Below are 22,058 nucleotides of genomic sequence, written 5' to 3'. Positions count from 1 at the left end.
GTGAATTGTGACGTGCAAACCACGATTTCGTGTGTTGCCGGGAAACCACACTGCATCGCGATAAAGTTACCTGAGTTCATAAAGTATTTTGCTTCTAAGAATTGCGCAGGCATTCTCAGTTCCGGCGATGGGGAAACCCTCAGTCGTCCCGTTGAAGTAGTTCGCTTGAGTGCCTCGCGTTATGCGGGTGTTTCCGAAAGCGCGAAGTATTTGAGCGGTTAGTTTGGGGACTTGGGGGACTAAATCTTCGGGCGTTCGCGCCTGGCAGATCCGGAACCTTCCCTTTTGGACAACTTGGAGGTTTAACATGACGATGATTAAGAGCCTTATCCTCGGCTCGGCGGCGGGTCTGATCGCCATCGGCGGAGCTCAGGCAGCCGATCTTCCGGTGAAGGCCAAGGCAGTGGAATACGTGAAGATCTGCTCGCTCTACGGCGCAGGCTTCTACTACATCCCGGGCACCGACACCTGCATCAAGATCGGCGGCGCGATCCGTTTGGACGTTGCGTTCAACGGCAGCACCTACGACGTTCCGTTCTGGCAGGGTGGTGCCGGCGGCAACAATCTCTGGACCAAGAACTATTTCTCGACCCGTGAACGCGTCAACTTGACGACGGACACCCGCACCGCGACCGAATACGGCGTGGTTCGTACTTACGCGAACATCCAGTTCGACTTCCTCCAGGATCGTGAATCGATCGCTGGCGGTTACACCGAAGTCGACTACGCGTTCATCCAGTTCGCCGGCTTCACCTTCGGTAAGGCCGTCTCGCAGTTCGATCCCCAGTGGGCGCTCGCCAAGCCGTACATCTCGTCGGGCTTCAACGCTGGTTCGAACAACGCGACCGGTATCCCGCAGCTCGCTTACACCGCTTCGTTCGGTAACGGCGTGTCGGGCACGATCTCGATCGAAAACGCATCGCCCTACCGCAACGCCGGTCTCTGGAACACCAACGCGTTCATCGTTGGCCCGGGCGCGGGCACGTTCGCCGGTACGTTCTACGGCACGAACTCGAACACCTTCGTGGGCAATTCCTACGGTGGCAACCACATTCCTGACATCGTTGGCAACATCCGCCTCGACCAGGCTTGGGGCACCCTGCACTTCGGCGCTGCGATGCATGCGATTACCCCCGGTTACTACGGCTCGACCGACGCTACCGGTCATGCTGATGACAGCTACGGCTTCGCAGTTACCGGCGCGGTCGAATTCAAGAACCTACCCACCGGCGCAGGCGACAGCTTGAAGATCGAAGCGTCGTACGGCAAGGGCGCAGCCAAGTACGTCTTCGGTGGCACGACCGACACCACGGGTGGCGGCCGCTACGCGAAGGTTGATGGTAACAGCCTTGGCTTCGGCTACGTGCTCGATGGCGTCTACACCACCAACGGCCAGATCATCCAGAGCTCCGCTTGGGAAGTCAGCGCTTTCTACGAGCATTACTGGACTCCGGCTTGGCGTACCTCGCTGTTCGGTAACTACAGCCATATTTCGTATGGTTCCGGCAACGACCTGATGATGGCCGCCTTCCAGGGCCTGACCACCGGTGGCCCGGGCTTCAGCTCGTCGACGGCTGCTGCTGCTCGTGCAGGCGTGTTCGCCGGCACCGGCAACTTCGACCTGGGTCTCGCCCAGATCGGCACTCGTACAGCCTGGACCCCGGTTCAGAACCTGACCCTGTCGGCTCAGTTCACCTACAGCCGCCTCGATCAGAACCTGAACGGCACCTACACCACCAATACTGGTGGTATGTCGGGCAAGCCGGCTGGTACGGTCTTCAATACCGCCGACCAGAACCTCTACAACGGGTCGGTGCAGATCCTGCGCTCCTTCTAATTCTGATCGTCTCACGACGACCAGTCTTTGAAACAAAGACCCCCGGCAGAAAACTGCCGGGGGTTTTTGCTTGATGAACCTTAACTGTGCTCGACGAACGCGGCAGCCTCACCATCGAGCCAGTCCTCTGCTTCTCACGGTGGTTGCGCTGGAGCGCCGCTTCACCAACACCAGCCGAGCGCGCCTGCGCCTTACCCTCTCTTTCTTTGACTGATATGTGTCTGTACCCTTCGATCCACGTTGCTCGGCTGTTTCTGATGGAATCGTTTGGCCTTTACCGACGAAGGTGATGGCACTACTTAAGGTTCGGGCTGCCTGTCGTGGCAGGTGAGAATGCTTGAGGGGCGATGGCTCAATCGGATACGGGGAAACATTTCTTTTTCGCAGCTTTGGATCAACTTGATGCGAAGAACTTTGCGGAGGCCGAGCGGCTGTTCCGCGCCACACTTGAGGTGGTCCCGAACCACCTCTCCTCGCTTAATAATCTCTCGATTACACAGCTCGAGCAGGACAAATTTTCCGACGCAGCGGCAACGGCTCGGATAATTCTCGGCCTGGACCGGAACAATCTGGCCGCCCTCACGATGCTGTCGACCTGCGAACTGCACGAAGGGCGTGCTGCTGATGCCCTTGCAGCATGCCGGGCGATCGTGGCGATTGATCCGCGGAATGCTGAAGCCCATCACAAGATTGGGCTGATCAAGACAAGCGAAGGCGCATTCAAGCACTCGCGGCTTTCGATAAGGTGCTGGAGATCCAGCCCGGCGCTGCCGAGACCTGGCTGCGGCGCGGACATCTCGCGACGGAACTGGCGCGCTATGGCGATGCCCTCACGTCCTACGACAGCCATCTTGAACTCGTGCCGGATTCGATACCGGCCATGCTCGGCTGCGGCTATGTCCTCAGCGTAGGTGCGCGTTTCGAGGAGGCGCTCGATGCCTTCGACCGTGTGGTTGCGCTGGATGCTGGCCACGCCCCCGCGTGGCTCGGCCGCGGCCATGTTCTCGTGTCGCTGGATCGCCTCCCGGAGGCGGCGGCATCCTATGAAAAGGCCGTTTCGCTGGACGGCAGCGCGGCCGAAGCGTGGATCGCACTAGGCGATGTGATGAACCGACATCATGATTTCCACGCAGCGTTACGCGCCTTTGATGCAGTGATCGCACTGGCGCCGAAGGCCGGTGCGGCGCGCCGCGGCCGCGCTGTCGCGCTGTTTCGTCTCGGTCGCCACGCTGAGGCCGAAGCGGAGTTCCGATCGGCGCTGACGCTTGTGCCCGGCGATAGTAACCTGTGGATCAGCTTCGGCAATCTGCTGACCTCATTGTCACGCTTCGACGACGCGCTTGCTGCGTATGGCGAGGCAAGAAAGATCGATCCAATGCATCCGGGCGCATGGCTTTGCCAGGCGAATGTGCTGGGCCTCGTCAAGCGCTATGACGAAGCGCTCGACTGCTACCGAGAGGCACTGCGTCTCAAACCCGATGATATCGATGTATTCGACAGCCGTGCAAACATGTTCCTGCAGATGAAGCGTTTCGAGGATGCGCTGTCAGACTACGACACCGCCTTTCGCTTGCGTCCGGACGCCTTCCATATCGAAGGTGAACGTTTGCATGCTCAACTGCATATCGCCGACTGGACCGATGTCGAAGTGCGACTTGCCGGTCTGGAGGCTGCTATTCGCGATGGCAGGGAGCTATCGACGCCATTCGTTTCTCTTGGCTTGCTGCCGTCGGGCGAACTGCACAAGCGGCATGCGTCGCTATGGGCTGAGCGCCTGCCACGCGCGTCGACCGAACCATTGTGGAACGGCGAACGCTACAAACATGCGAAGATCCGACTCGCTTATGCATCCGCCGATTTTCACGAGCATGCGACCTCGCAACTGATGGCTGGCCTGTTCGAGCGACACGATCGGTCGAGATTTGAGCTTCTGGCAGTCTCGTTCGGTCCAGACGATCGGTCGGCCATGCGGAAGCGCATCCTCGCCCCCTTCGATCGCGTGATCGATGCGCGCGACCGTACCAACCCGGAGGTGGCGCAGGACATCAGGTCCGCCGAAGTCGACATTCTGGTCGATTTGAAAGGCTATACGGGAGACAGCCGTCCCGGCATTTTCCTTCACCGGCCCGCGCCGATACAGGTGAGCTATCTCGGTTATCCCGGAACGCTCAGCCTGGATGCGATGGATTACATCCTGGCCGACAAAATCGTCATTCCCGAAAGTGCTCACGGACATTACACGGAGAAAATTGCCTATCTCCCGCACAGCTATCAGTCCAATGACGAGAAAAAAGTCATTGGCGCGCGCCATTTAAGTCGGACGGGAGTTGGTCTGCCGGAGGACGGTACCGTATTCTGCTGTTTCAACAGTATTTACAAGATTTTGCCCGATGTCTTCGACTGCTGGATGGCTATCCTCAAGCGTACTCCAAGCAGTGTACTGTGGTTGCTCCGGCCAGATGCGATAGCCGAACGGAACCTGAAGCGCGAGGCCGCAGCGCGCGGCATCGATCCGGTGCGACTGGTCTTCGCTGCGCGCGTTCCTCTGGCGGATCATCTCGCCCGGCATGGTCTCGCCGATTTGTTTCTGGATACCCTCCCTTACAATGCGCACACCACTTCCAGCGATGCGCTCTGGGCCGGCCTCCCCGTGCTGACGCAGCGGGGAGAGACCTTCGCGGGGCGGGTATCCGCCAGCCTGTTACATGCGGTGGACCTCGCCGAACTCGTTGCCAACGATCGTCAGAGCTATGAAGATCTCGCGGTGCTGCTGGCCACCGATTCCACCCGCCTGAATGGCATCAAGGCCAAACTAGCGGCCAGCCGCCTCGCCAGTCCGCTATTCGATAGCGTCCGCTTCACCCGTGATCTTGAGGGGCTGTACGAACAGATGTATCGCCGCTACCTCCACGGCCTGCCGCCCGACCATATTGAGGCCGGCGGCTGTTAGGACCATTGATAGATAGTAAGATAGGCGGGCAATGTAGTTGCGCCGCTCCGGGCGTTCTCGACGCCGCGGAGGCGGGCGTCTATACCGGGCGGCGTGGCCCCGGCCATGCAAGCCGCAAAGCCAGAAGTCCGAAGAACCATGGCGTCTCCAGCTGAACTGTTTCAAAGCGCATTCGCTGCCTTCCAGCAGGGCCACCTCCAGGAGGCCGAGCGCGGGTTCAGCAAGTTCTTGCGCAAGGATCCAAAGCATTTCCCGGCGCTGAACATTCTGGCCATCGTCCTGGTCGCGCTAAAGCGCCATGCGGAGGCCGAGCCGCATCTGAAGGCGGCTCTACGCATCAATGCGACATCGGATGCCACGTTCTACAATTACGGCCTGGTGCTGAAGGCGCTGAACCGGCCGGATGAGGCGCTGCTTCGTTTCACCGAAGCGCTGGCGCTCAATCCCGGCAATGCCGAAACGCTGAATAACCGTGGCACGGTTCTGAACGATCTGCGCGACTACCCCGCCGCGCTGGCTGACTTCGATCGCGCGTTGGCGCTCGACCCGCGCTATGCCGCAGCCTTCTTCAACAAAAGCAAGTCGCTGGCGGAGTTGAAGCGCTATGACGAGGCCCTCGCGGCTTGCGAGTCGGCGCTCGCCTTGCAGCCCGATCTGGCAGAAGCGTGGTTTGGTCGCGGCTACATCTTTGGCCAGATGCGGATGCCGGCAGAAGCGGTGGAGGCCTATGGCCGCGCATGCCAACTCAATCCGGACATGCCGCTGCTGAAAGGCAACTTGCTGCATCAGAAGATGCTGGTCTGCGACTGGCATGACGCGAATGGGCTGATTGCGGAGATCGAGGTTGATCTCATAGCCGGCAAACTGGCCGCCGAGCCGTTTGGCTGGCAAGGCGTTGCGACCTCGGAACGCAGTCTGCAGCGCTGCGCCGAGCTGACCAACGCCTCGCGTTTTCCCATGCAAGCTCTACCGCTGCGTGCTTCCCCGACCGGGCCGAATGCAAAAATTCGCGTCGGCTATCTGTCCGGTGAATTTCGACAGCAGGCGACCTCGCTGCTGCTGGTCGGTGTGCTGGAGCAGCACGACAAAAACGCATTCGAGATTTTCGCCATCGACAACGGGTATGACGACGGCAGCGACATCAGGCGACGCATCGCTGGCGCCGTGGATGGGATCGTCGATATCTCCACACTGAGCGATCCGCAGGCGGTGAACGCCATTCGTGCGCAGCGCATCGACATCCTCGTCAATCTCAACGGCTATTTCGGCGAGCAGCGCACCGGTGTATTCGCGCGCAGGGCCGCGCCGGTGCAGGTCAATTATCTCGGCTTTCCCGGCACGCTCGGCGCGGGTTTCATGGATTACATCCTCGCCGATCAGCACGTCCTGCCGCCCGAGCACCGGCAATTCTATAGCGAGAAGGTGGTCTGGCTGCCGAATTGCTATCAGGCCAATGACGATCGCCGGGAGATATCGGTACGTGCATTCGCGCGCGCGGAGGTCGGTTTGCCTGCGCAGGGCTTCGTGTTCTGTTGCTTCAACAATGCCTACAAGATCACGCCCGATGTCTTCGACAGCTGGATGCGGATCCTCTCAGCCGTTGACGGCAGCGTTCTCTGGCTGCTGGAGGACAGCGCTGCGGCTGTGGCGAATCTGCGCCGCGAAGCGGAATTGCGGGGCATCGACCCCGCGCGTCTGGTGTTTGCCGCGCGCATGCTGCCGGCCGAGCACCTGGCGCGGCATCGTTGTGCGGATCTATTTCTCGATACGTTGCCGTACAATGCGCATACCACAGCGAGCGACGCATTATGGGCTGGATTGCCGTTGCTGACGTGTCGTGGAGAAACCTTTGCAGGGCGGGTTGCCGCGAGTCTTCTGCAGAATCTGGGTGTGCCGGAGTTGATTGCGGCGAAGCGAGATGACTATGAGCGTATGGCGGTCGAGCTGGCGGAAAATCCCGAGCGGTTGTCGTCGATCCGGGAGAAGTTATCGGCCAATCGTCTGAACATGCCGGCCTTCGACACCCGGCGTCTGGCGCGTGATATCGAAACCGCATTTCGCAAAATGGCCGAACGGGCCCGGGCAGGGCTGGCGCCAGCCCACATCATGTTTCCCGCTAACGATAGCGGCCAATAATATATTTGATTGAGCAAATCAGGTATTGCGCTCAACATTCTGGCTCATGTAATATTTTCGTGCGCAGCCGGCAAATTTTTGACGGCCCTAAGTCTTCGAGGAGACTCGCGCACTCTGCTGTAAATCTCCGAAACCACCGGCAATGCCCTGCCGGTGGTTTTTCGGCTTTTTTGGGGCCAGTTTCGAGTGGCCGGCTGGTATTCCAGGATTATTGCTAACGCGGAAAGGGCGCGGGAACTGTGTCATGCCGGCACGCCCTTGAATCAGTCCAACCCCCTCTGAAAACGGCAGAATTGCTGCTGACCAGATCGGCAGCATGAGATGGAATCTGTCGCAGAGACATCCAAATTATGACCTGTTGCCCATCGTTGCATATCAGGACTGACGAGCTATCTGACCGAAATTGCTAGAGATTTCTTGCTTTTTGAGCAAGTTGTGGCTAAAAGCCGCTCATCGTGGAGAGTATGAATAATGGCGCATAACTACGCAATTAATGAGGACGTTCACCACCAGCTGCAGGGGCCGCAGGGCCGTTCCACCATCAAGGAACGCAGCATCTACACCATCACCTCTCGCCTTCCGATCGAAGCCGATGGTCGCCCGCGTTACCGGATCAAGAGCAAGTCCGAGAACATCGAGCGTGTCGTGACCGAAGAGCAGATCAGCCGCCTGGGTTGATCTCGGATCAGCCTTCTGGCTGATCGTACTTGCCGTTTGCTGTCGTCGCCGGGGCCTTGGACCCCGCGACGAAGCAGACCGCCCCAAAGACCCCAACCAGATTCTATCTTGAAGCGGGAAGCTTGGCCGGGGCTGATCTCTGTCTGCGTTGCTGCGATGGTTGCGGCAAGGCGGCTCCGCACCATATGCTTTGCCCCGAGGGCGGACACCGAAGGCCACACACGCGATCGTCGCGCCGCACCTCGGCAAAAATGATGTGGTCGGAGCGGGGCGTCCCTTGATCGAAAAACTTGAACTGCTGTTGTCGCTGGCGAAGGAACGGCATTTCGGCCGCGCCGCGGAAGCTTGCGGCGTGACGCAGCCCACCATGTCCACCAGCCTCAAGCAGCTCGAGGACATGCTCGGCGTGATGCTGGTGCAGCGCGGCTCGCGCTTCCAGGGGTTTACGCCGGAAGGCGAACGCGCGCTCGATTGGGCACGCCGCATCGTCGGCGATGCTCGCGCGATGAAGCAGGAAATCAACGGCCTCAAGGACAGTCTATCCGGCGAGATCCGCATCGCCGCAATTCCTACGGTGCTCGGCATGGTCGCCTCACTGACGACGCCGTTTCGTGCGCGGCATCCCGATGTGCGGTTTCGCATCGTGTCCTGCACCTCCACGGCCGTGCTCGGTCTGCTTGAAAATCTCGAAGTCGATGCGGGCCTCACCTACATCGAGAACGAACCGCTCGGCAAAGTGCGTTCGATCCCGCTTTATAAAGAAAGCTACCGGCTGCTGACCTCGCCGGACAGCATGTTCGGCGATCGCAAGAGTGTCACCTGGTCCGAAGTCGGCCAGGTGCCGCTATGCCTGCTGACCCCCGACATGCAGAACCGGCGCATCATCGATCGTGCCCTGAAGTCGGTCGGCGCCGAGGCGATGCCGATGCTGACGTCGAACTCGATTATCGTGCTCTATACCCATGTGAAGACCGGCCGCTGGGCCAGCGTGATGCCGGCCAAGTTGGCGGAGACGCTGGGTTTGACCGCCAACGACTCGGTGCGCATGATCCCGATCGTCGATCCTGTGGTGAATTATGGCGTCGGCCTTGTGGTGCCCCAGCGCGATCCCATGACCCCGCTGGTGGCGACTCTGGTCCAGATCGCCCGGGAGGTTGCGCCGTCGCTGGAGGCGTAAGACCTTCGTTTCGGGTGCTGCAATTGCTGCGCTGCAACCAAGCTAACCATTTCAAATTCATCGATTTCGCCGGGTGTCGATACCGTTTCCGTATCGCAGCATGAGACAGCTTTATTGATCTTTGGATCGATTCCAATTTTGATTGGTTTTCCAGTCATAAGATCAATCGAGTACCGGGATGAACGCAGCCTACGAGCCGAATGCTTATGAGCCTTGGAGTGCCGACCGAGGCACCGAGATCATCGAGAGCCTGTCCCATGTGGAAGGCGGCGTGATCGTAATTCTGCATGCGATGCAGGAAGCCTTTGGTTATGTGCCAGAGGCGGCAATCCCGATGATCGCGCTAGCGCGTAACCTGTCGCGTGCCGAGGTCCATGGCGTGTTCACCTTCTATCACGACTTCCGGCATGAACCCGCTGGCAAACATGTGCTGAAGATCTGCCGCGCGGAGGCTTGCCAGGCGGCTGGCGGCGATGCACTTGCGGCGCGCGCGGAAGCGAAATTGGGTGTAAAGTTTGGAAACACGACGGCGGATCAGCGTGTTACGTTGGAGCCGATCTATTGCCTCGGGCTCTGCGCCACGGCGCCATCGGCGATGCTCGATGGCCGTCTGATTGGCCGCCTCGATGAGAAGCGCATCGATGCGCTGGTCGCGGAGGCACAGCGATGACATCGTCTGATAAAACTCTGAAGATCTACATTCCGCGCGATGCGGCCGCCGTTTCCGTCGGCGCCGATGAACTCGTCAGTGCCTTCGAAGCGGAGGCTCAAAAGCGCAAGCTTGCAATCGAGATCATTCGCCCCGGTTCCCGCGGATTGCTGTGGCTGGAGCCGATGATCGAAGTCGCGACGCCGGAAGGCCGTGTCGCCTTCGGGCCGGTCGAAGAGAAAGACGTTGCGTCGGTGCTCGATGCGATGGTCGCAAACGGCTCTCACGCGCTGCGTCTTGGTGTCGCGGAGGAGATTCCGTGGCTCAAGAAGCAGACGCGTCTGACCTTTGTGCGCTGCGGCGTCGTCGATCCCCGGTCGGTCGAGGATTACATCGCGCATGGCGGCTACAAGGGCCTCGCGCGCGCGCTGACGCTGGATAGCGCCGGCATCATTGCCGACGTCACCACATCCGGCCTGCGTGGCCGCGGTGGCGCTGGCTTCCCGACCGGTATCAAGTGGAAGACCGTTGCCGATACCAAAGCCGATCGTAAATTCATCGTCTGCAATGCGGACGAGGGCGACAGCGGCACCTTCGCCGACCGCATGATCATGGAAGGCGATCCCTTCGTGGTGATCGAAGGCATGACCATTGCCGGCATCGCGGTGGGCGCCACCAAGGGCTACATCTATATCCGTTCGGAATATCCGCATGCCGTCGAGGCGATGAATGAGGGTATCGCTGCCGCCAAGCGCGCCGGTTATCTCGGCGACAAGATCCGCGGCTCGGCGCACGCATTCGATCTCGAAGTCCGCGTCGGCGCCGGCGCCTATGTCTGCGGCGAGGAGACCTCGCTGCTGGAGTCGCTCGAAGGTCGCCGTGGCATCGTCCGCGCCAAGCCGCCGCTGCCGGCCCATAAAGGCCTGTTCGGCAAGCCGACGGTCATCAACAACGTCCTCTCGTTTGCGGCGATACCGTTCATCCTCGACAACGGCGCCAAAGCCTATGCGGATTACGGCATGGGCCGCTCGCGCGGTACGATGCCGATCCAGCTCGCGGGTAACATCAAGTTCGGCGGCCTCTTCGAAGTCGCTTTCGGCATCACGCTGGGTGAGCTGATTGATGATATCGGCGGCGGCACCTTCACCGGCAAGCCGGTCCGCGCGGTGCAGGTCGGCGGTCCGCTCGGTGCCTACTTCCCGCGCGAATTGTTCGACACGCCGTTCGACTACGAGGCTTTCGCCAAGCGTGACGGCCTGATCGGCCACGGCGGCATCGTGGTGTTCGACGACACCGTCGATATGTCGAAGCAGGCGCGCTTTGCGATGGAATTCTGCGCCATCGAATCCTGCGGCAAGTGCACGCCGTGCCGCATCGGCTCCACCCGTGGCGTTGAGACCATCGACAAGATCCGCCGCGGCGAACGCGTCGCCGAGAACATCGCCGTGCTGCAGGACCTCAGCAACACCATGAAGTTCGGTTCGCTCTGTGCGCTGGGCGGCTTCACGCCGTATCCGGTGATGAGTGCGCTGAAACATTTCCCCGGAGATTTCGGCCCGGCGCCATCGCGCCTTCAGGCCGCAGAGTAAAGGAGCAACACATGTCGCTCGTTCACGAGATCGATTTTGGTACGCCGCGTTCGAAGTCCGAAAAGATGGTCACGCTGACCATTGACGGGCAGAGTGTCTCGGTGCCCGAGGGCACCTCCATCATGCGCGCCGCCATGGAGATGGGCACGCAGATTCCGAAACTCTGCGCCACCGACATGGTGGATGCCTTCGGCTCCTGTCGTCTCTGTCTCGTCGAGATCGAAGGCCGCGCGGGCACGCCTGCCTCCTGCACCACGCCGGCCATGGAAGGCCTCGTGGTTCATACCCAGAATGCGCGGCTCGCGGCGCTGCGCAAGGGCGTGATGGAGCTCTATATCTCCGACCATCCGCTCGACTGTCTCACCTGCGCCGCCAATGGTGATTGCGAATTGCAGGATATGGCCGGTGCCGTCGGCCTGCGCGACGTGCGCTACGGCTATGACGGCGAGAACCATGTCTTCGCCAAGTCTGGCCCGAAGCACGATCACAATTCGCCGGAAGCCTGCGAAAACGATCACTGGATGGCGAAGGACGAGTCGAATCCGTACTTCACATACGATCCCTCCAAGTGCATCGTCTGCTCGCGCTGCGTTCGCGCCTGTGAAGAAGTTCAGGGCACTTTCGCGCTGACGATCTCCGGCCGCGGTTTCGAGAGCCGGGTCTCGCCGGGCATGAGCGAGAGCTTCCTGGGTTCGGAATGCGTGTCCTGCGGCGCCTGCGTACAGGCCTGCCCGACCGCGACGCTGACCGAGAAGGCCGTGATCGAGATCGGTCAGCCTGAGCACTCGGCTGTGACCACCTGCGCCTATTGTGGCGTCGGCTGTACCTTCAAGGCGGAAATGCGCGGCGAGGAACTGGTGCGCATGGTGCCGTACAAGGACGGCAAGGCCAATCGCGGCCATTCCTGCGTCAAGGGCCGTTTCGCCTGGGGTTATGCGAACCACAAGGAGCGCATCCTCAATCCGATGATTCGCGAGAAGATCACCGATCCATGGCAGGAAGTGTCATGGGATGAGGCCTTCAATTTCGCGGCCAAGAAGTTCAAGGGCATCCAGGCCAAACACGGCAAAGATTCCATCGGCGGCATCACCTCGTCGCGCTGCACTAATGAAGAAGTATTCGTGGTGCAGAAGCTGATCCGCGCCGGCTTCGGCAACAACAATGTCGATACCTGCGCGCGCGTCTGCCATTCGCCGACCGGCTACGGCCTGTCCTCGACCTTCGGCACCTCGGCCGGCACGCAGGATTTCGACTCGGTGGAAGACACCGATGTCGTGATGATCATTGGTGCGAACCCGACCGATGGCCATCCGGTGTTCGCATCGCGCCTGAAGAAGCGTTTGCGCGCCGGCGCCAAGCTGATCGTGGTCGATCCGCGCCAAACCGATATCGTGCGCTCGGCCCATATCGAGGCACAGCACCATCTGCCCCTGATGCCCGGCACCAATGTCGCCGTGCTCACCGCGCTGGCCCATGTCATCGTCACCGAAGGCCTCGCCGACGAGACATTCATCCGCGAGCGCTGTGACTGGAGCGAGTTTGAGGACTGGGCGGCCTTCGTCGCGCAGCCGAACCACAGCCCCGAAGCCACCGCCATCATGACCGGCGTCGATCCGAAGGAGCTGCGCGCCGCGGCCCGTTTGTTCGCCACCGGTGGCAACGGTGCGATCTATTACGGTCTCGGCGTCACCGAGCACAGCCAGGGTTCGACCACCGTGATCGCGATCGCGAACCTCGCGATGGCGACCGGCAATATCGGCCGTCCCGGCGTCGGCGTGAATCCGCTGCGCGGCCAGAACAACGTGCAGGGCTCCTGCGACATGGGCTCGTTCCCGCACGAGCTGCCGGGCTATCGCCACATTTCTGGCGATGCGGTGCGCGAGCAGTTCGAAGCGATGTGGAACGTCAAGCTCAACAGTGAGCCGGGCCTGCGCATCCCCAACATGTTCGATGCCGCCACCGAAGGCACTTTCATGGGCCTCTACGTGCAGGGCGAAGACATCCTGCAGTCCGATCCCAACACCAAGCATGTGGTCGCGGCGCTGTCGGCGATGGAATGCGTCATCGTCCACGACCTGTTCCTGAACGAGACCGCCAACTACGCCCACGTGTTCTTCCCGGGCTCCACCTTCCTGGAGAAGAACGGCACTTTCACCAATGCCGAACGTCGCATTCAGCGCGTCCGCAAGGTGATGTCGCCGAAGAATGGTCTTGAGGATTGGGAAGTGACCTTGGGATTCGCCAAGGCACTCGGCTATGAGATGAAATATAACCACCCCTCGGAGATCATGGACGAAATCGCGGCGCTGACGCCGACTTTCGCCGGCGTCTCCTATGCGAAGCTGGAGGAGGTTGGTTCGGTGCAGTGGCCGTGTAACGAGAAGCAGCCTCTGGGCACGCCGATTATGCATATGGACGGCTTCGTGCGCGGCAAGGGCAAGTTTATGCTCACCGAATACATTGCCACCGACGAGCGTACCGGGCCGCGCTTCCCGCTGCTGCTCACCACCGGCCGTATTCTCAGCCAGTACAATGTCGGCGCGCAGACACGGCGCACCGAGAATGTGGTCTGGCATGAAGAGGATCGTCTGGAGCTGCATCCGCATGACGCCGAACTACGTGGCATCCGCGACGGCGACTGGGTGAAGCTGCAGAGCCGCGCCGGCGAGACGACGTTGCGTGCGCTGCTAACCGAGCGTATGGCGCCGGGCGTGGTCTATACGACCTTCCATCACCCGACCACGCAGGCCAACGTCATCACCACCGAGTTCTCGGACTGGGCGACCAATTGCCCGGAATACAAGGTGACGGCGGTGCAGATCTCGCCCTCGAACGGTCCGTCCGAGTGGCAGAAGGAATATGACGAGCAGGCTCGCCAGTCGCGCCGGATCGCCATGCCTGTCGTGGAAGCAGCGGAGTAGGTCTGGAGACCAGACATGCACGAGCCGGTTCGCTCAGTCCCCCGCAAGATCTGGCGCCAGTCCGGCGTCAGCGAGGGGTTGCGCGCGGTGCCGGAAGAGACCGCGCTGGCGATCACCTATAATGGTGGCACCTATGCCGTCATGATGGGGACGCCGCAGGACTATCGCGACTTCGCCTATGGCTTCAGCCTGAGCGAAGGCGTGGTCACCTCGATCAACGAGATCGAGAGTTTCGAGGCCGTTGAATTCGACGATGGCGTTGAGCTGCGCATGTGGCTCGCAGGCGAGAAGGCCGAGAGCATCAGCGCGCGGCGCCGGCAGATTGCAGGGCCGACGGGCTGCGGTCTGTGCGGCATCGACTCGATCTCGGAAGCCGTTAAGCCGGCGGCCATCGTCGCGCCCGGCGGCGTGTTCTCCTTCGACCAGATCATGGCGGCGATGGAGACGCTGTCGCCGCTGCAGAAGGTCAACATCCAGACCCGCGCCGTGCACGCCGCGGCGTTCTGGACGCCGGCCGACGGCATCGTCGCGTTGCGTGAGGATGTCGGCCGTCACAATGCGCTCGACAAGCTGGCCGGCGCGCTGGCGCAGGCCAAGGTCGATGCAGGGCAGGGCATGGTGCTGCTCACCAGCCGCGTCTCCGTCGAGATGGTGCAAAAGACGGCTGCTATCGGCGCGCCGCTCATGGTGTCGGTCTCGGCGCCCACCGCACTGGCCATCCGCATGGCGGAAGCCGCAGGCATTACGTTGGCGGCGATCGCGCGCAGCGACGGGTTCGAAGTTTTCACACATCAGCACCGCGTGCGTCAGCACGGCGCCACCGCGGATGCATCAGGGCAAGAGCATGGACACCCACACATCGACGTCGCCTGACCGGCTGATCTACATGGCCAACCAGATCGGCGACTTCTTCAACAGCCAGGGTCACGATCATGCCGTGGCCGGCATTGCCGAGCACATCAAGAAGTTCTGGGATCCGCGCATGCGGAAGAAGATCTTCGAACATCTGGATGCGGGCGGCGCCGGGCTGAAGCCGAACGTCCTCGAGGCGATCGCTTCGCTGAAGAAGTAGCTCAACCCACACTCGTCATTCCGGGCGCGGGCGCGTCTTCTCGCACGCGAACCCGGAATCTGGACATGGCATGGCGCTGTCGGAGACTCCCATGCTGAGATTCCGGGTTCGCGATCGCCAAGTGGCGCTCGCGCCCCGGAATGAGGGTGTAGGGTGCCGCGACGAAACCTAGCCCGCTTCCTTCGGCGTCTGCGGTTTCAGCGCCAGCGCATGTACCGTTCCCGCGAGTTCCGCCGCCAGCAGTTCGTTGATCATGCGATGGCGGTCGATCCGGCTCTTCCCTTCGAAGGCCTCCGACACAATATTGACCCTGAAGTGGGTTTCACCCTCCGGGCGGTGGCCCATGTGACCGGCATGCAGATGCGATTCATCTGAAACGTCGAGGCTGAGGGGCGCGAAAGCCTCTGTCAGCTTCTTTGTGATGTTATCTTTCATGCTCATGATGGCCGGCTTAGCGGTTCGCCCCACTCATGGTCAATCATGATGTGGCGACCATATTGGTGCGGCGCAGGGCGCCGAATGAGGTAATCGGAATGTCAAGACTTGAAGCTTTTTGCATTGCGTTGTCATAGTCAGCCATGCCCATCGACTCATCCAAATTCTTCGACAGCATCCGTATCAAGCCGAACAAGCTGAGCGCGAAGCAGCAGGCCGCTGCGCGCGAAGAAGCTATTATGTGCGAGTGGCCCGAGTGCAAGAACAAGGGTCCGCACCGCGCGCCCAAGGGCCGCGCGCAGGACAAGGAATACTGGCACTTCTGCCTGAACCATGTCCGCGAATACAATCAGGGCTACAACTTCTTCCAGGGCATGGCCCCAGACGCGGTCGCCAAGTACCAGAAGGATGCGCTGACCGGCCATCGTCCGACCTGGAAGATGGGCGCCAACGGCTCTGCGGACAAAACCAAGGCCGGGCAGCCCGACCTCGACGGCGCGATCGATCCGTTTGCCATGTTCAACGAGATGAACGGCATGGGGATGGGGCGCGGCCGGGCCCGCAAGCCGCAGCAGCCGATCAAGGAAGAAACCCGCAAGATCTTCAATGCCGAGCGCAAGGCGCTACAGGTTATGGGTCTGGGCCCCAGTGCGACGCTGGACGACGTCAAGGCGCAGTACAAGGCGCTGGTGAAGCAGCATCACCCCGACGCCAATGGCGGCGACCGCTCAACCGAGGACCGGTTGATCGAAATCATCAAGGCTTACAACTACTTGAAGACTGTGGTCCGGGGCTCCTGAGGCGCTCCGAGATTGTCCACGCCCTTGCCAATGTTCGTCGCGTCCGGCCAGCGTGAAGCGAGCTTCGCTGGATGTGCCGGGCATTCACGTCTTTGGCGGCGAGTGAACAAAGAGGTAGGTGGCCGAGAGCGCTGCCAAACTATTAAGCATAACCCACCGCCGCCTGCTTAATTCGCCTTCCCGCCAGATACCGCCGCAATTCCGCCCGGCCTGAGATCTTCAATCTCTGTTGACCATCGCCGGAACGGAACCTGCTGCTCACGGCCAGTTGCCTTGCGAGCAAGGGGCCTTAAGGCTAATATTTGCGTACGAATAAGGGCTCATTTGTCTTTATTCCTTGGGGTGTCGACGTCCCGTCGGCTGCGGAGCTTGGCTTTGAAACATCGCTCGCTTGTTCGCGCGCTGCTGACGTCGGTCGTACTTGCGACAGGCGTGGTGCTGGCCGGCTGCAACGGCGAAGACATGTCGCTCGCCAGCAACGCGAAGGCCAACCAGCCCGTTCCGCCCAAACTCGTCGCCGAGATGACTGAAAAGGACATGGACCTGCAGTCGCCGATGCTGGTTCGTGTGTTCAAGCAGGAAGCCGAACTCGAAGTCTGGAAGCAGAACCGCTCCGGCCAGTTTGCGCTGCTGAAGACCTATCCGATCTGCCGCTGGTCCGGCGACCTCGGTCCGAAGGTCAAAGAAGGCGATCGCCAGGCACCGGAAGGTTTCTATGCGATCACGCCGGCGCAGATGAATCCGCGCTCGTCCTATTATCTCTCGTTCAATACCGGTTTCCCCAACGCCTTTGACAAGTCGCTGGGACGCACCGGTTCGCAGCTGATGGTGCACGGCGATTGCTCGTCGCGGGGCTGTTTCGCCATGACCGACGAACAGATCGCCGAGATCTATTCGCTGGGCCGTGAATCCTTCTTCGGCGGACAGCGCTCGTTCCAGTTCGCGGCGTTTCCGTTCAAGATGACGCCGGTCAACATGGCCAAGCATCGCAATAACCCGAACATGCCGTTCTGGAAGATGATCAAGCAGGGCTATGATCATTTCGAAGTGACGCGGCAGGAGCCGAAGGTCGAGTTCTGCGAGAACAAGTATGTGTTCGATCCGGCCGCGCCTGCGGGATCGACCAAGCCGCTGGTGTTCAATGCCTCGGCCAAGTGCCCGGTCTACCAGATCCCGTCCGAGATCGCCGATGCCGTCAGCGCCAAGCAGGCGCAGGATGATGCGAAGATTGCCGAACTGGTTGCCAAGGGCACGCCGGTAGCGCAGCGCCGTCCCGATATCGACGGCGGCATGAACCGCGTCTTCGCCTCCAAACTGCCCGATGGCGCCACCGGCCTGTCGGATCCGGAGCCGCCGGGCGTGCAGACCGCCGCCTATTCGCGCGCACCGGGCACTATCCCGCCGCACGTCAATCCGCCGAAGGCCACTGCTGCGGCCTCGACGTCCTATTCGGCCTCGCTTTTCGCAGCGTCGGAAGAACCCGTCGTCGCCGCGCCCTCCACGCGTGTCGCGTCGGCCTCGTCGGACGGCGGCTTCTTCAGCAATCTCGCCAAGAAGGTCGGCATCGGCGGCTCGGAAACGACCGCGACCGCAACTACGGCGCCAGCGGCTCCCGTGCCGACACCGGCCGCGAAGCCGAAGGCCGTCGCCAGCAAGGCCGGTCCGTCGGCTGCTCCTGCGACGCCTGCTTCTGTAGCTGCAGCGAAGCCGGCCGCCGCACCCGCACCGCTCGTGGCCACCGCGCGCCCGCCGCTCAAGCCGACGCTGTCGGCCGAACCATCCACGCCAGCCTCCGGCGGCGGCACCGGCACAGCCGCGCTGTCAGGCGCAGCCCCGGTCGTGTCCGCGAATTCGTTCACGGACCGCTTCTCGGCGATGCGCTAGGCGCGTCGCTCTTCCTGCAGACATATCGCTCACGTGTGATTGGCGCCGTGGTCGCTGACGCGTTTGACAATACTCACCTGACGCACGCCGTCGAGCTCCTGCAGCTTCGAAGGATAGCTCGCGATATCCTGTGACGACACCTTGCTGAGCAGGATCGAGAGCTGGTCGGTGCCTTGGGGATCGCGGCTTTCCACGAGGAAGCGCTTCACCTGGCCGGCGCGCAGCGACAATGTCTCGCGCAGCAATTCCGGCGTCAGGCCGTTGTTCTCGACTTCCACCTTCAGCATGCAGGTCTGGTTGCGCGAACGATAGGCCTCCTCGAGCGGCTTGATACCGACGAGGATGATCAGGATGATCACCGTCGATGCGCCGGCCGCGAGATACAATCCGCCGCCGACTGCGAGCCCGATCGCCGCCACCGTCCAGATGCTTGCCGCCGTGGTCAGTCCCTTGACGATCTCGCCGCGCGCCAGGATCGATCCCGCACCGAGAAAGCCGATGCCGGACACCACCTGCGCTGCGATACGCGATGGATCGAGCACGACATTGGATTGCGTGAGCAGGATGTTGGAGAAGCCGTATTGCGAGACCAGCATGATCAGGCAGGAGCCGACGCAGACCAGCATATGCGTGCGGATGCCCGCGGCCCAGAGCAGCCGCTCCCGCTCGAAACCGATCAGACTGCCGAGCGCCGCGGCGGAGATCAGGCGGATCAGCATTTCGGAATTGGACATCATCGGCACGCCCCTCATTCCTGCGGCCGCTCGTGTCGGCACGATGGAACAGGCTAGTCCTCTGCGACGCGTTGTCCAATCGTCGTCAGCGGCGTCCAGCGCAGTGCTTGGCTGCGTGAATGCGTGGAACCAACAGCCCAAAGAAAAATCCCTCCCGAACGGGGAGGGATTTCAGATGGCTTCGCGATCGACCCGGTGGTCAGCTTACGCATACCGCCCGTGGCAGTGCTTGAACTTCTTGCCGGAGCCGCAGGGACAATCTTCGTTGCGGCCGACCTTGCCCCAGGTGTCCTGGTTGTTCGGATCGCGGGCGACGGCGGGCTGCTGCTGGCCCATCGGCGCGAGCGCCGCATTGGCGAAAGCCATTTCGTCTTCGCCAGTGTTGTAGTCGAGCTTGTGGGCTTCCATGACAGGCAGTTCGGGCTGCACGTCCGGCGGCACGATTTCGACGCGCATCAATTGTGCGGTGACGGCTTCGCGCAGATTGGCGATCATCGCCTCGAACAGGTTGAAGGCTTCCGCCTTGTATTCCTGCAGCGGATCGCGCTGGCCGTAGCCGCGCAGGCCGATGACCTGACGCAGGTGATCCAGCATCACCAGATGTTCGCGCCACAGATGATCCAGCGTCTGCAGCAGGATCGTCTTCTCGACGTAACGCATCACGTCGGGGCCCCACTGGGCGACCTTCGCGGCCATGTGCTCGTCGGCCTTCTGCTCGATACGGTTGAGCAGCTCCTCGTCAGCGATGCCTTCTTCCTTGGCCCATTCGTCCACCGGAAGATCGAGGTCGAGCACGCGCTTGAGCTCTTCCTTCAGGCCGGCCACGTCCCACTGCTCGGCATACTGGTTTTCCGGCACGTGTTTGGTGACGAGATCCTCGACGAAGGCGCGGCGCATGTCGTTGACGGTCTCGGCGACGCTATCGTTCTGCATCAGGTCGACGCGCTGTTCGAAGATCACCTTGCGCTGGTCGTTCTGCACGTCGTCGTATTTCAGCAGGTTCTTGCGGATGTCGAAGTTGCGCGCTTCGACCTTCTGCTGGGCCTTCTCGAGTGCCTTGTTGATCCACGGATGGATGATCGCTTCGCCTTCCTTGAGGCCGAGGCGCGTCAGCATCGTATCGAGACGATCCGAGCCGAAGATGCGCATCAGGTCGTCTTCCAGCGACAGGAAGAACTTGGACCGGCCAGGGTCGCCCTGACGGCCGGAGCGGCCGCGGAGCTGGTTGTCGATGCGGCGTGACTCGTGGCGCTCGGAGCCCATGATGTAGAGGCCGCCGGGCTTCTCAACGGTCTTGGCCGGCTTGCTGCCCTTGGCGGGCTCGATCTCGACCACTTCCTTGGCGTTCAGCACGATCTCGCGGAAACGCTCGATCTCGGCCTTGATCTCGGCGATCTTGGCGGCCTTCTCGGCCTCGTCGGCGATATCGGCCGTTTCGATCTGCGCGCGCATCTCGACCGAGCCGCCGAGTTTGATGTCGGTGCCGCGGCCGGCCATGTTGGTGGCGATGGTGATGGCGCCGGGGACGCCGGCTTCGGCGACGATATAGGCTTCCTGCTCGTGGAAGCGCGCATTCAGAACCGCGAACAGTTTCGCCGGCTTGCCGGAACGCGCGGCCGCATAGAGCTTGTCCATCGCCTTCGGCTTGGTGAAGTCGATCAGCTTGTAGCCGTTCTTGAGCAGATACTCGCCAAGCACTTCCGATTTTTCGATCGACGCGGTGCCGACCAGCACCGGCTGCATCCGCGCATTGGCGCGCTCGATCTCGGCGAGGATGGCGGCGTGCTTCTCGTCCTGGGTGCGATAGACCTCGTCGTCCTCGTCCATGCGGCCGATGCCGACATTGGTGGGCACTTCGACGACTTCGAGCTTGTAGATGTCGAACAGCTCATCCGCTTCGGTCAGAGCCGTACCGGTCATGCCGGCCAGTTTCTTGTACATGCGGAAGTAGTTCTGGAACGTGATCGAGGCCAGCGTCTGGTTTTCCGGCTGGACCGTCACATGTTCCTTGGCCTCCAGCGCCTGGTGCAGGCCCTCCGAATAACGGCGACCCTGCATCATGCGGCCGGTGAACTCGTCGATGATGATCACTTCGTCGTCGCGGACGATGTAGTCCTTGTCGCGGTTGAACAGCGAGTGGGCGCGCAGCGCCTGATTGATGTGATGCACGACGGAGACGTTCTCGACGTCATACAGCGTCTCGCCCTTGAGCTGGCCGGCATCGCGTAGCAGGGTTTCGATCTTCTCCATGCCTGCTTCGGTCAGCGTCACGGTGCGCTGCTTCTCGTCGACTTCGAAGTCGATGACCTTTTCGAGCTTGGGCAGGAAGGTGTCGATCGTGTTGTAGAATTCCGAGCGGTCGTCGAGCGGGCCGGAGATGATCAGCGGCGTACGCGCTTCGTCGATCAGGATCGAGTCGACTTCGTCGACGATGGCATAGAAGTGCTTGCGCTGGACCATATCCTCCAGCCGGTACTTCATGTTGTCACGCAGATAGTCGAAGCCGTATTCGTTGTTGGTGCCGTAGGTGATGTCGCAGGCATAGGCCGCCTGGCGCTCGGCATCGTCGAGGCCGTGAACGATCACGCCGGTGGTGAGGCCAAGGAAGCTGTAGATCTGGCCCATCCAGCCGCTGTCGCGCTTGGCCAGGTAGTCGTTGACGGTGACGACATGCACGCCCTGGCCGGCGAGCGCGTTCAGATAGACGGCGAGGGTGGCGACCAGCGTCTTGCCTTCGCCGGTCTTCATCTCGGCGATGTCGCCCTCATGCAGCACCATGCCGCCGATCAACTGCACGTCGAAGTGACGCTGGCCGAGGGTGCGCTTGGCGGCTTCGCGGACGGTGGCGAAAGCGGGAACGAGGAGATCGTCGAGAGTCTTGCCGGCTTCGAGTTGCGCCTTGAACTCGGCGGTGCGCGCTTTGAGCGCATCGTCCGACAGCGCTGCGACCTCAGGTTCCAGCGCGTTGATCGCGGCAACACGCGATTGATATCCCTTGACGCGGCGGTCGTTGGCAGAGCCGAAGAACTTGCGGGCGAGCGCGCCGATCATCACGAAATCCTGTCTTTAGCAATGCGGCCCGAAGGCCGTGGAATGGTGCAGCGGTCGCCCAGCCTCGTCATATCCAAAGTCTGTGGCGGATTGCTGTCTGGACCCCGGTGCGGAGCGCCAAAAAAGCAAGACCCCGGGAGATGAG

At 61.4% G+C, this 22,058-nt stretch carries 16 protein-coding genes and 1 pseudogene; 13 read left to right on the top strand and 4 right to left on the bottom strand.

Translation table 11 applies throughout. The annotated features are described in order from the left end of the window. The first annotated feature begins 307 nt into the window (after positions 1–307). The gene (locus AB8B20_RS18140) at positions 308–1,837 is read left to right on the top strand and encodes a porin (RefSeq protein WP_089267788.1); all 1,530 of its coding nucleotides are present in this window, start codon (positions 308–310) and stop codon (positions 1,835–1,837) included. 347 nt (positions 1,838–2,184) lie between these two features. Further along, positions 2,185–2,496: pseudogene (locus tag AB8B20_RS18135) on the top strand (tetratricopeptide repeat protein); the annotation flags it as partial. 23 nt (positions 2,497–2,519) lie between these two features. On the opposite strand, the gene AB8B20_RS18130 reads toward AB8B20_RS18135, so the two are convergent. Next, the gene (locus tag AB8B20_RS18130; protein ID WP_439075072.1) at positions 2,520–2,837 is read right to left on the bottom strand and encodes a hypothetical protein; all 318 of its coding nucleotides are present in this window, start codon (positions 2,835–2,837) and stop codon (positions 2,520–2,522) included. Between AB8B20_RS18130 and AB8B20_RS18125 the strand changes: the two genes are divergently transcribed. The 9 genes from AB8B20_RS18125 (at position 2,718) to AB8B20_RS18085 (ending at position 15,009) form a co-directional block, all read left to right on the top strand. Next, positions 2,718–4,787, top strand: a complete 2,070-nt coding sequence (locus tag AB8B20_RS18125) for an O-linked N-acetylglucosamine transferase family protein (protein ID WP_439075025.1) — start codon at positions 2,718–2,720, stop codon at positions 4,785–4,787. The two genes, AB8B20_RS18130 and AB8B20_RS18125, sit on opposite strands and share 120 nt — an antisense overlap. Positions 4,788–4,925: 138 nt before the next feature. Continuing rightward, positions 4,926–6,923 carry an O-linked N-acetylglucosamine transferase family protein gene (locus tag AB8B20_RS18120; RefSeq protein WP_439074426.1) on the top strand — a complete coding sequence of 666 codons (1,998 nt, stop codon included), beginning with the start codon at positions 4,926–4,928 and terminating at the stop codon, positions 6,921–6,923. 471 nt (positions 6,924–7,394) lie between these two features. Further along, positions 7,395–7,601: a hypothetical protein gene (locus tag AB8B20_RS18115; protein ID WP_068729538.1), complete on the top strand. Its 207-nt coding sequence runs from the start codon at positions 7,395–7,397 to the stop codon at positions 7,599–7,601. A gap of 277 nt (positions 7,602–7,878) precedes the next feature. Further along, positions 7,879–8,778: a LysR family transcriptional regulator gene (locus AB8B20_RS18110; RefSeq protein ID WP_068729536.1), complete on the top strand. Its 900-nt coding sequence runs from the start codon at positions 7,879–7,881 to the stop codon at positions 8,776–8,778. Between the two features lie 178 nt (positions 8,779–8,956). Continuing rightward, complete coding sequence (locus AB8B20_RS18105; protein WP_439074427.1) at positions 8,957–9,448, top strand: formate dehydrogenase subunit gamma; 492 nt, start codon at positions 8,957–8,959, stop codon at positions 9,446–9,448. Beyond that, positions 9,445–11,016: a formate dehydrogenase beta subunit gene (locus tag AB8B20_RS18100; protein WP_439074428.1), complete on the top strand. Its 1,572-nt coding sequence runs from the start codon at positions 9,445–9,447 to the stop codon at positions 11,014–11,016. Before AB8B20_RS18105 ends, AB8B20_RS18100 begins: the two co-directional genes overlap by 4 nt. An 11-nt stretch (positions 11,017–11,027) precedes the next feature. Next, a complete protein-coding gene (gene fdhF, locus AB8B20_RS18095; protein ID WP_439074429.1) occupies positions 11,028–13,937 on the top strand; it encodes a formate dehydrogenase subunit alpha in 2,910 nt (969 codons plus the stop codon). 15 nt (positions 13,938–13,952) lie between these two features. Next, positions 13,953–14,810, top strand: coding sequence for a formate dehydrogenase accessory sulfurtransferase FdhD (fdhD, locus tag AB8B20_RS18090; RefSeq protein WP_439074430.1), 858 nt, complete (start codon positions 13,953–13,955; stop codon positions 14,808–14,810). After that, entirely contained in the window at positions 14,782–15,009 is a 228-nt protein-coding gene (locus AB8B20_RS18085) for a formate dehydrogenase subunit delta (RefSeq protein WP_068729526.1), read from the top strand. Before fdhD ends, AB8B20_RS18085 begins: the two co-directional genes overlap by 29 nt. 168 nt (positions 15,010–15,177) lie before the next feature. Here the strand turns inward: AB8B20_RS18085 and AB8B20_RS18080 are convergent, their stop codons facing one another. After that, positions 15,178–15,450 carry a BolA family protein gene (locus AB8B20_RS18080; RefSeq protein ID WP_439074431.1) on the bottom strand — a complete coding sequence of 91 codons (273 nt, stop codon included), beginning with the start codon at positions 15,448–15,450 and terminating at the stop codon, positions 15,178–15,180. 137 nt (positions 15,451–15,587) lie between these two features. Here AB8B20_RS18080 and AB8B20_RS18075 point away from each other — a divergent pair, with 137 nt between their 5' ends. Together AB8B20_RS18075 and AB8B20_RS18070 are read left to right on the top strand one after the other, a co-directional pair. Continuing rightward, the gene (locus tag AB8B20_RS18075; protein ID WP_089267780.1) at positions 15,588–16,244 is read left to right on the top strand and encodes a J domain-containing protein; all 657 of its coding nucleotides are present in this window, start codon (positions 15,588–15,590) and stop codon (positions 16,242–16,244) included. Between the two features lie 375 nt (positions 16,245–16,619). Then, entirely contained in the window at positions 16,620–18,128 is a 1,509-nt protein-coding gene (locus tag AB8B20_RS18070; protein WP_439074432.1) for a L,D-transpeptidase family protein, read from the top strand. Between the two features lie 29 nt (positions 18,129–18,157). Here AB8B20_RS18070 and AB8B20_RS18065 read toward each other — a convergent pair whose 3' ends face one another. After that, complete coding sequence (locus AB8B20_RS18065; RefSeq protein WP_309942303.1) at positions 18,158–18,865, bottom strand: MgtC/SapB family protein; 708 nt, start codon at positions 18,863–18,865, stop codon at positions 18,158–18,160. Between the two features lie 201 nt (positions 18,866–19,066). Further along, entirely contained in the window at positions 19,067–21,913 is a 2,847-nt protein-coding gene (gene secA / locus AB8B20_RS18060) for a preprotein translocase subunit SecA (RefSeq protein WP_439074433.1), read from the bottom strand. Between the last annotated feature and the right edge of the window lie 145 nt (positions 21,914–22,058).

It is taken from the genome of Tardiphaga sp. 866_E4_N1_4 (assembly GCF_052076075.1).
Taxonomy (GTDB): domain Bacteria; phylum Pseudomonadota; class Alphaproteobacteria; order Rhizobiales; family Xanthobacteraceae; genus Tardiphaga; species Tardiphaga robiniae.
The sequence above is the reverse complement of the archived record's forward strand: the minus strand, read 5'-3'. Positions and strand labels throughout refer to the sequence as shown.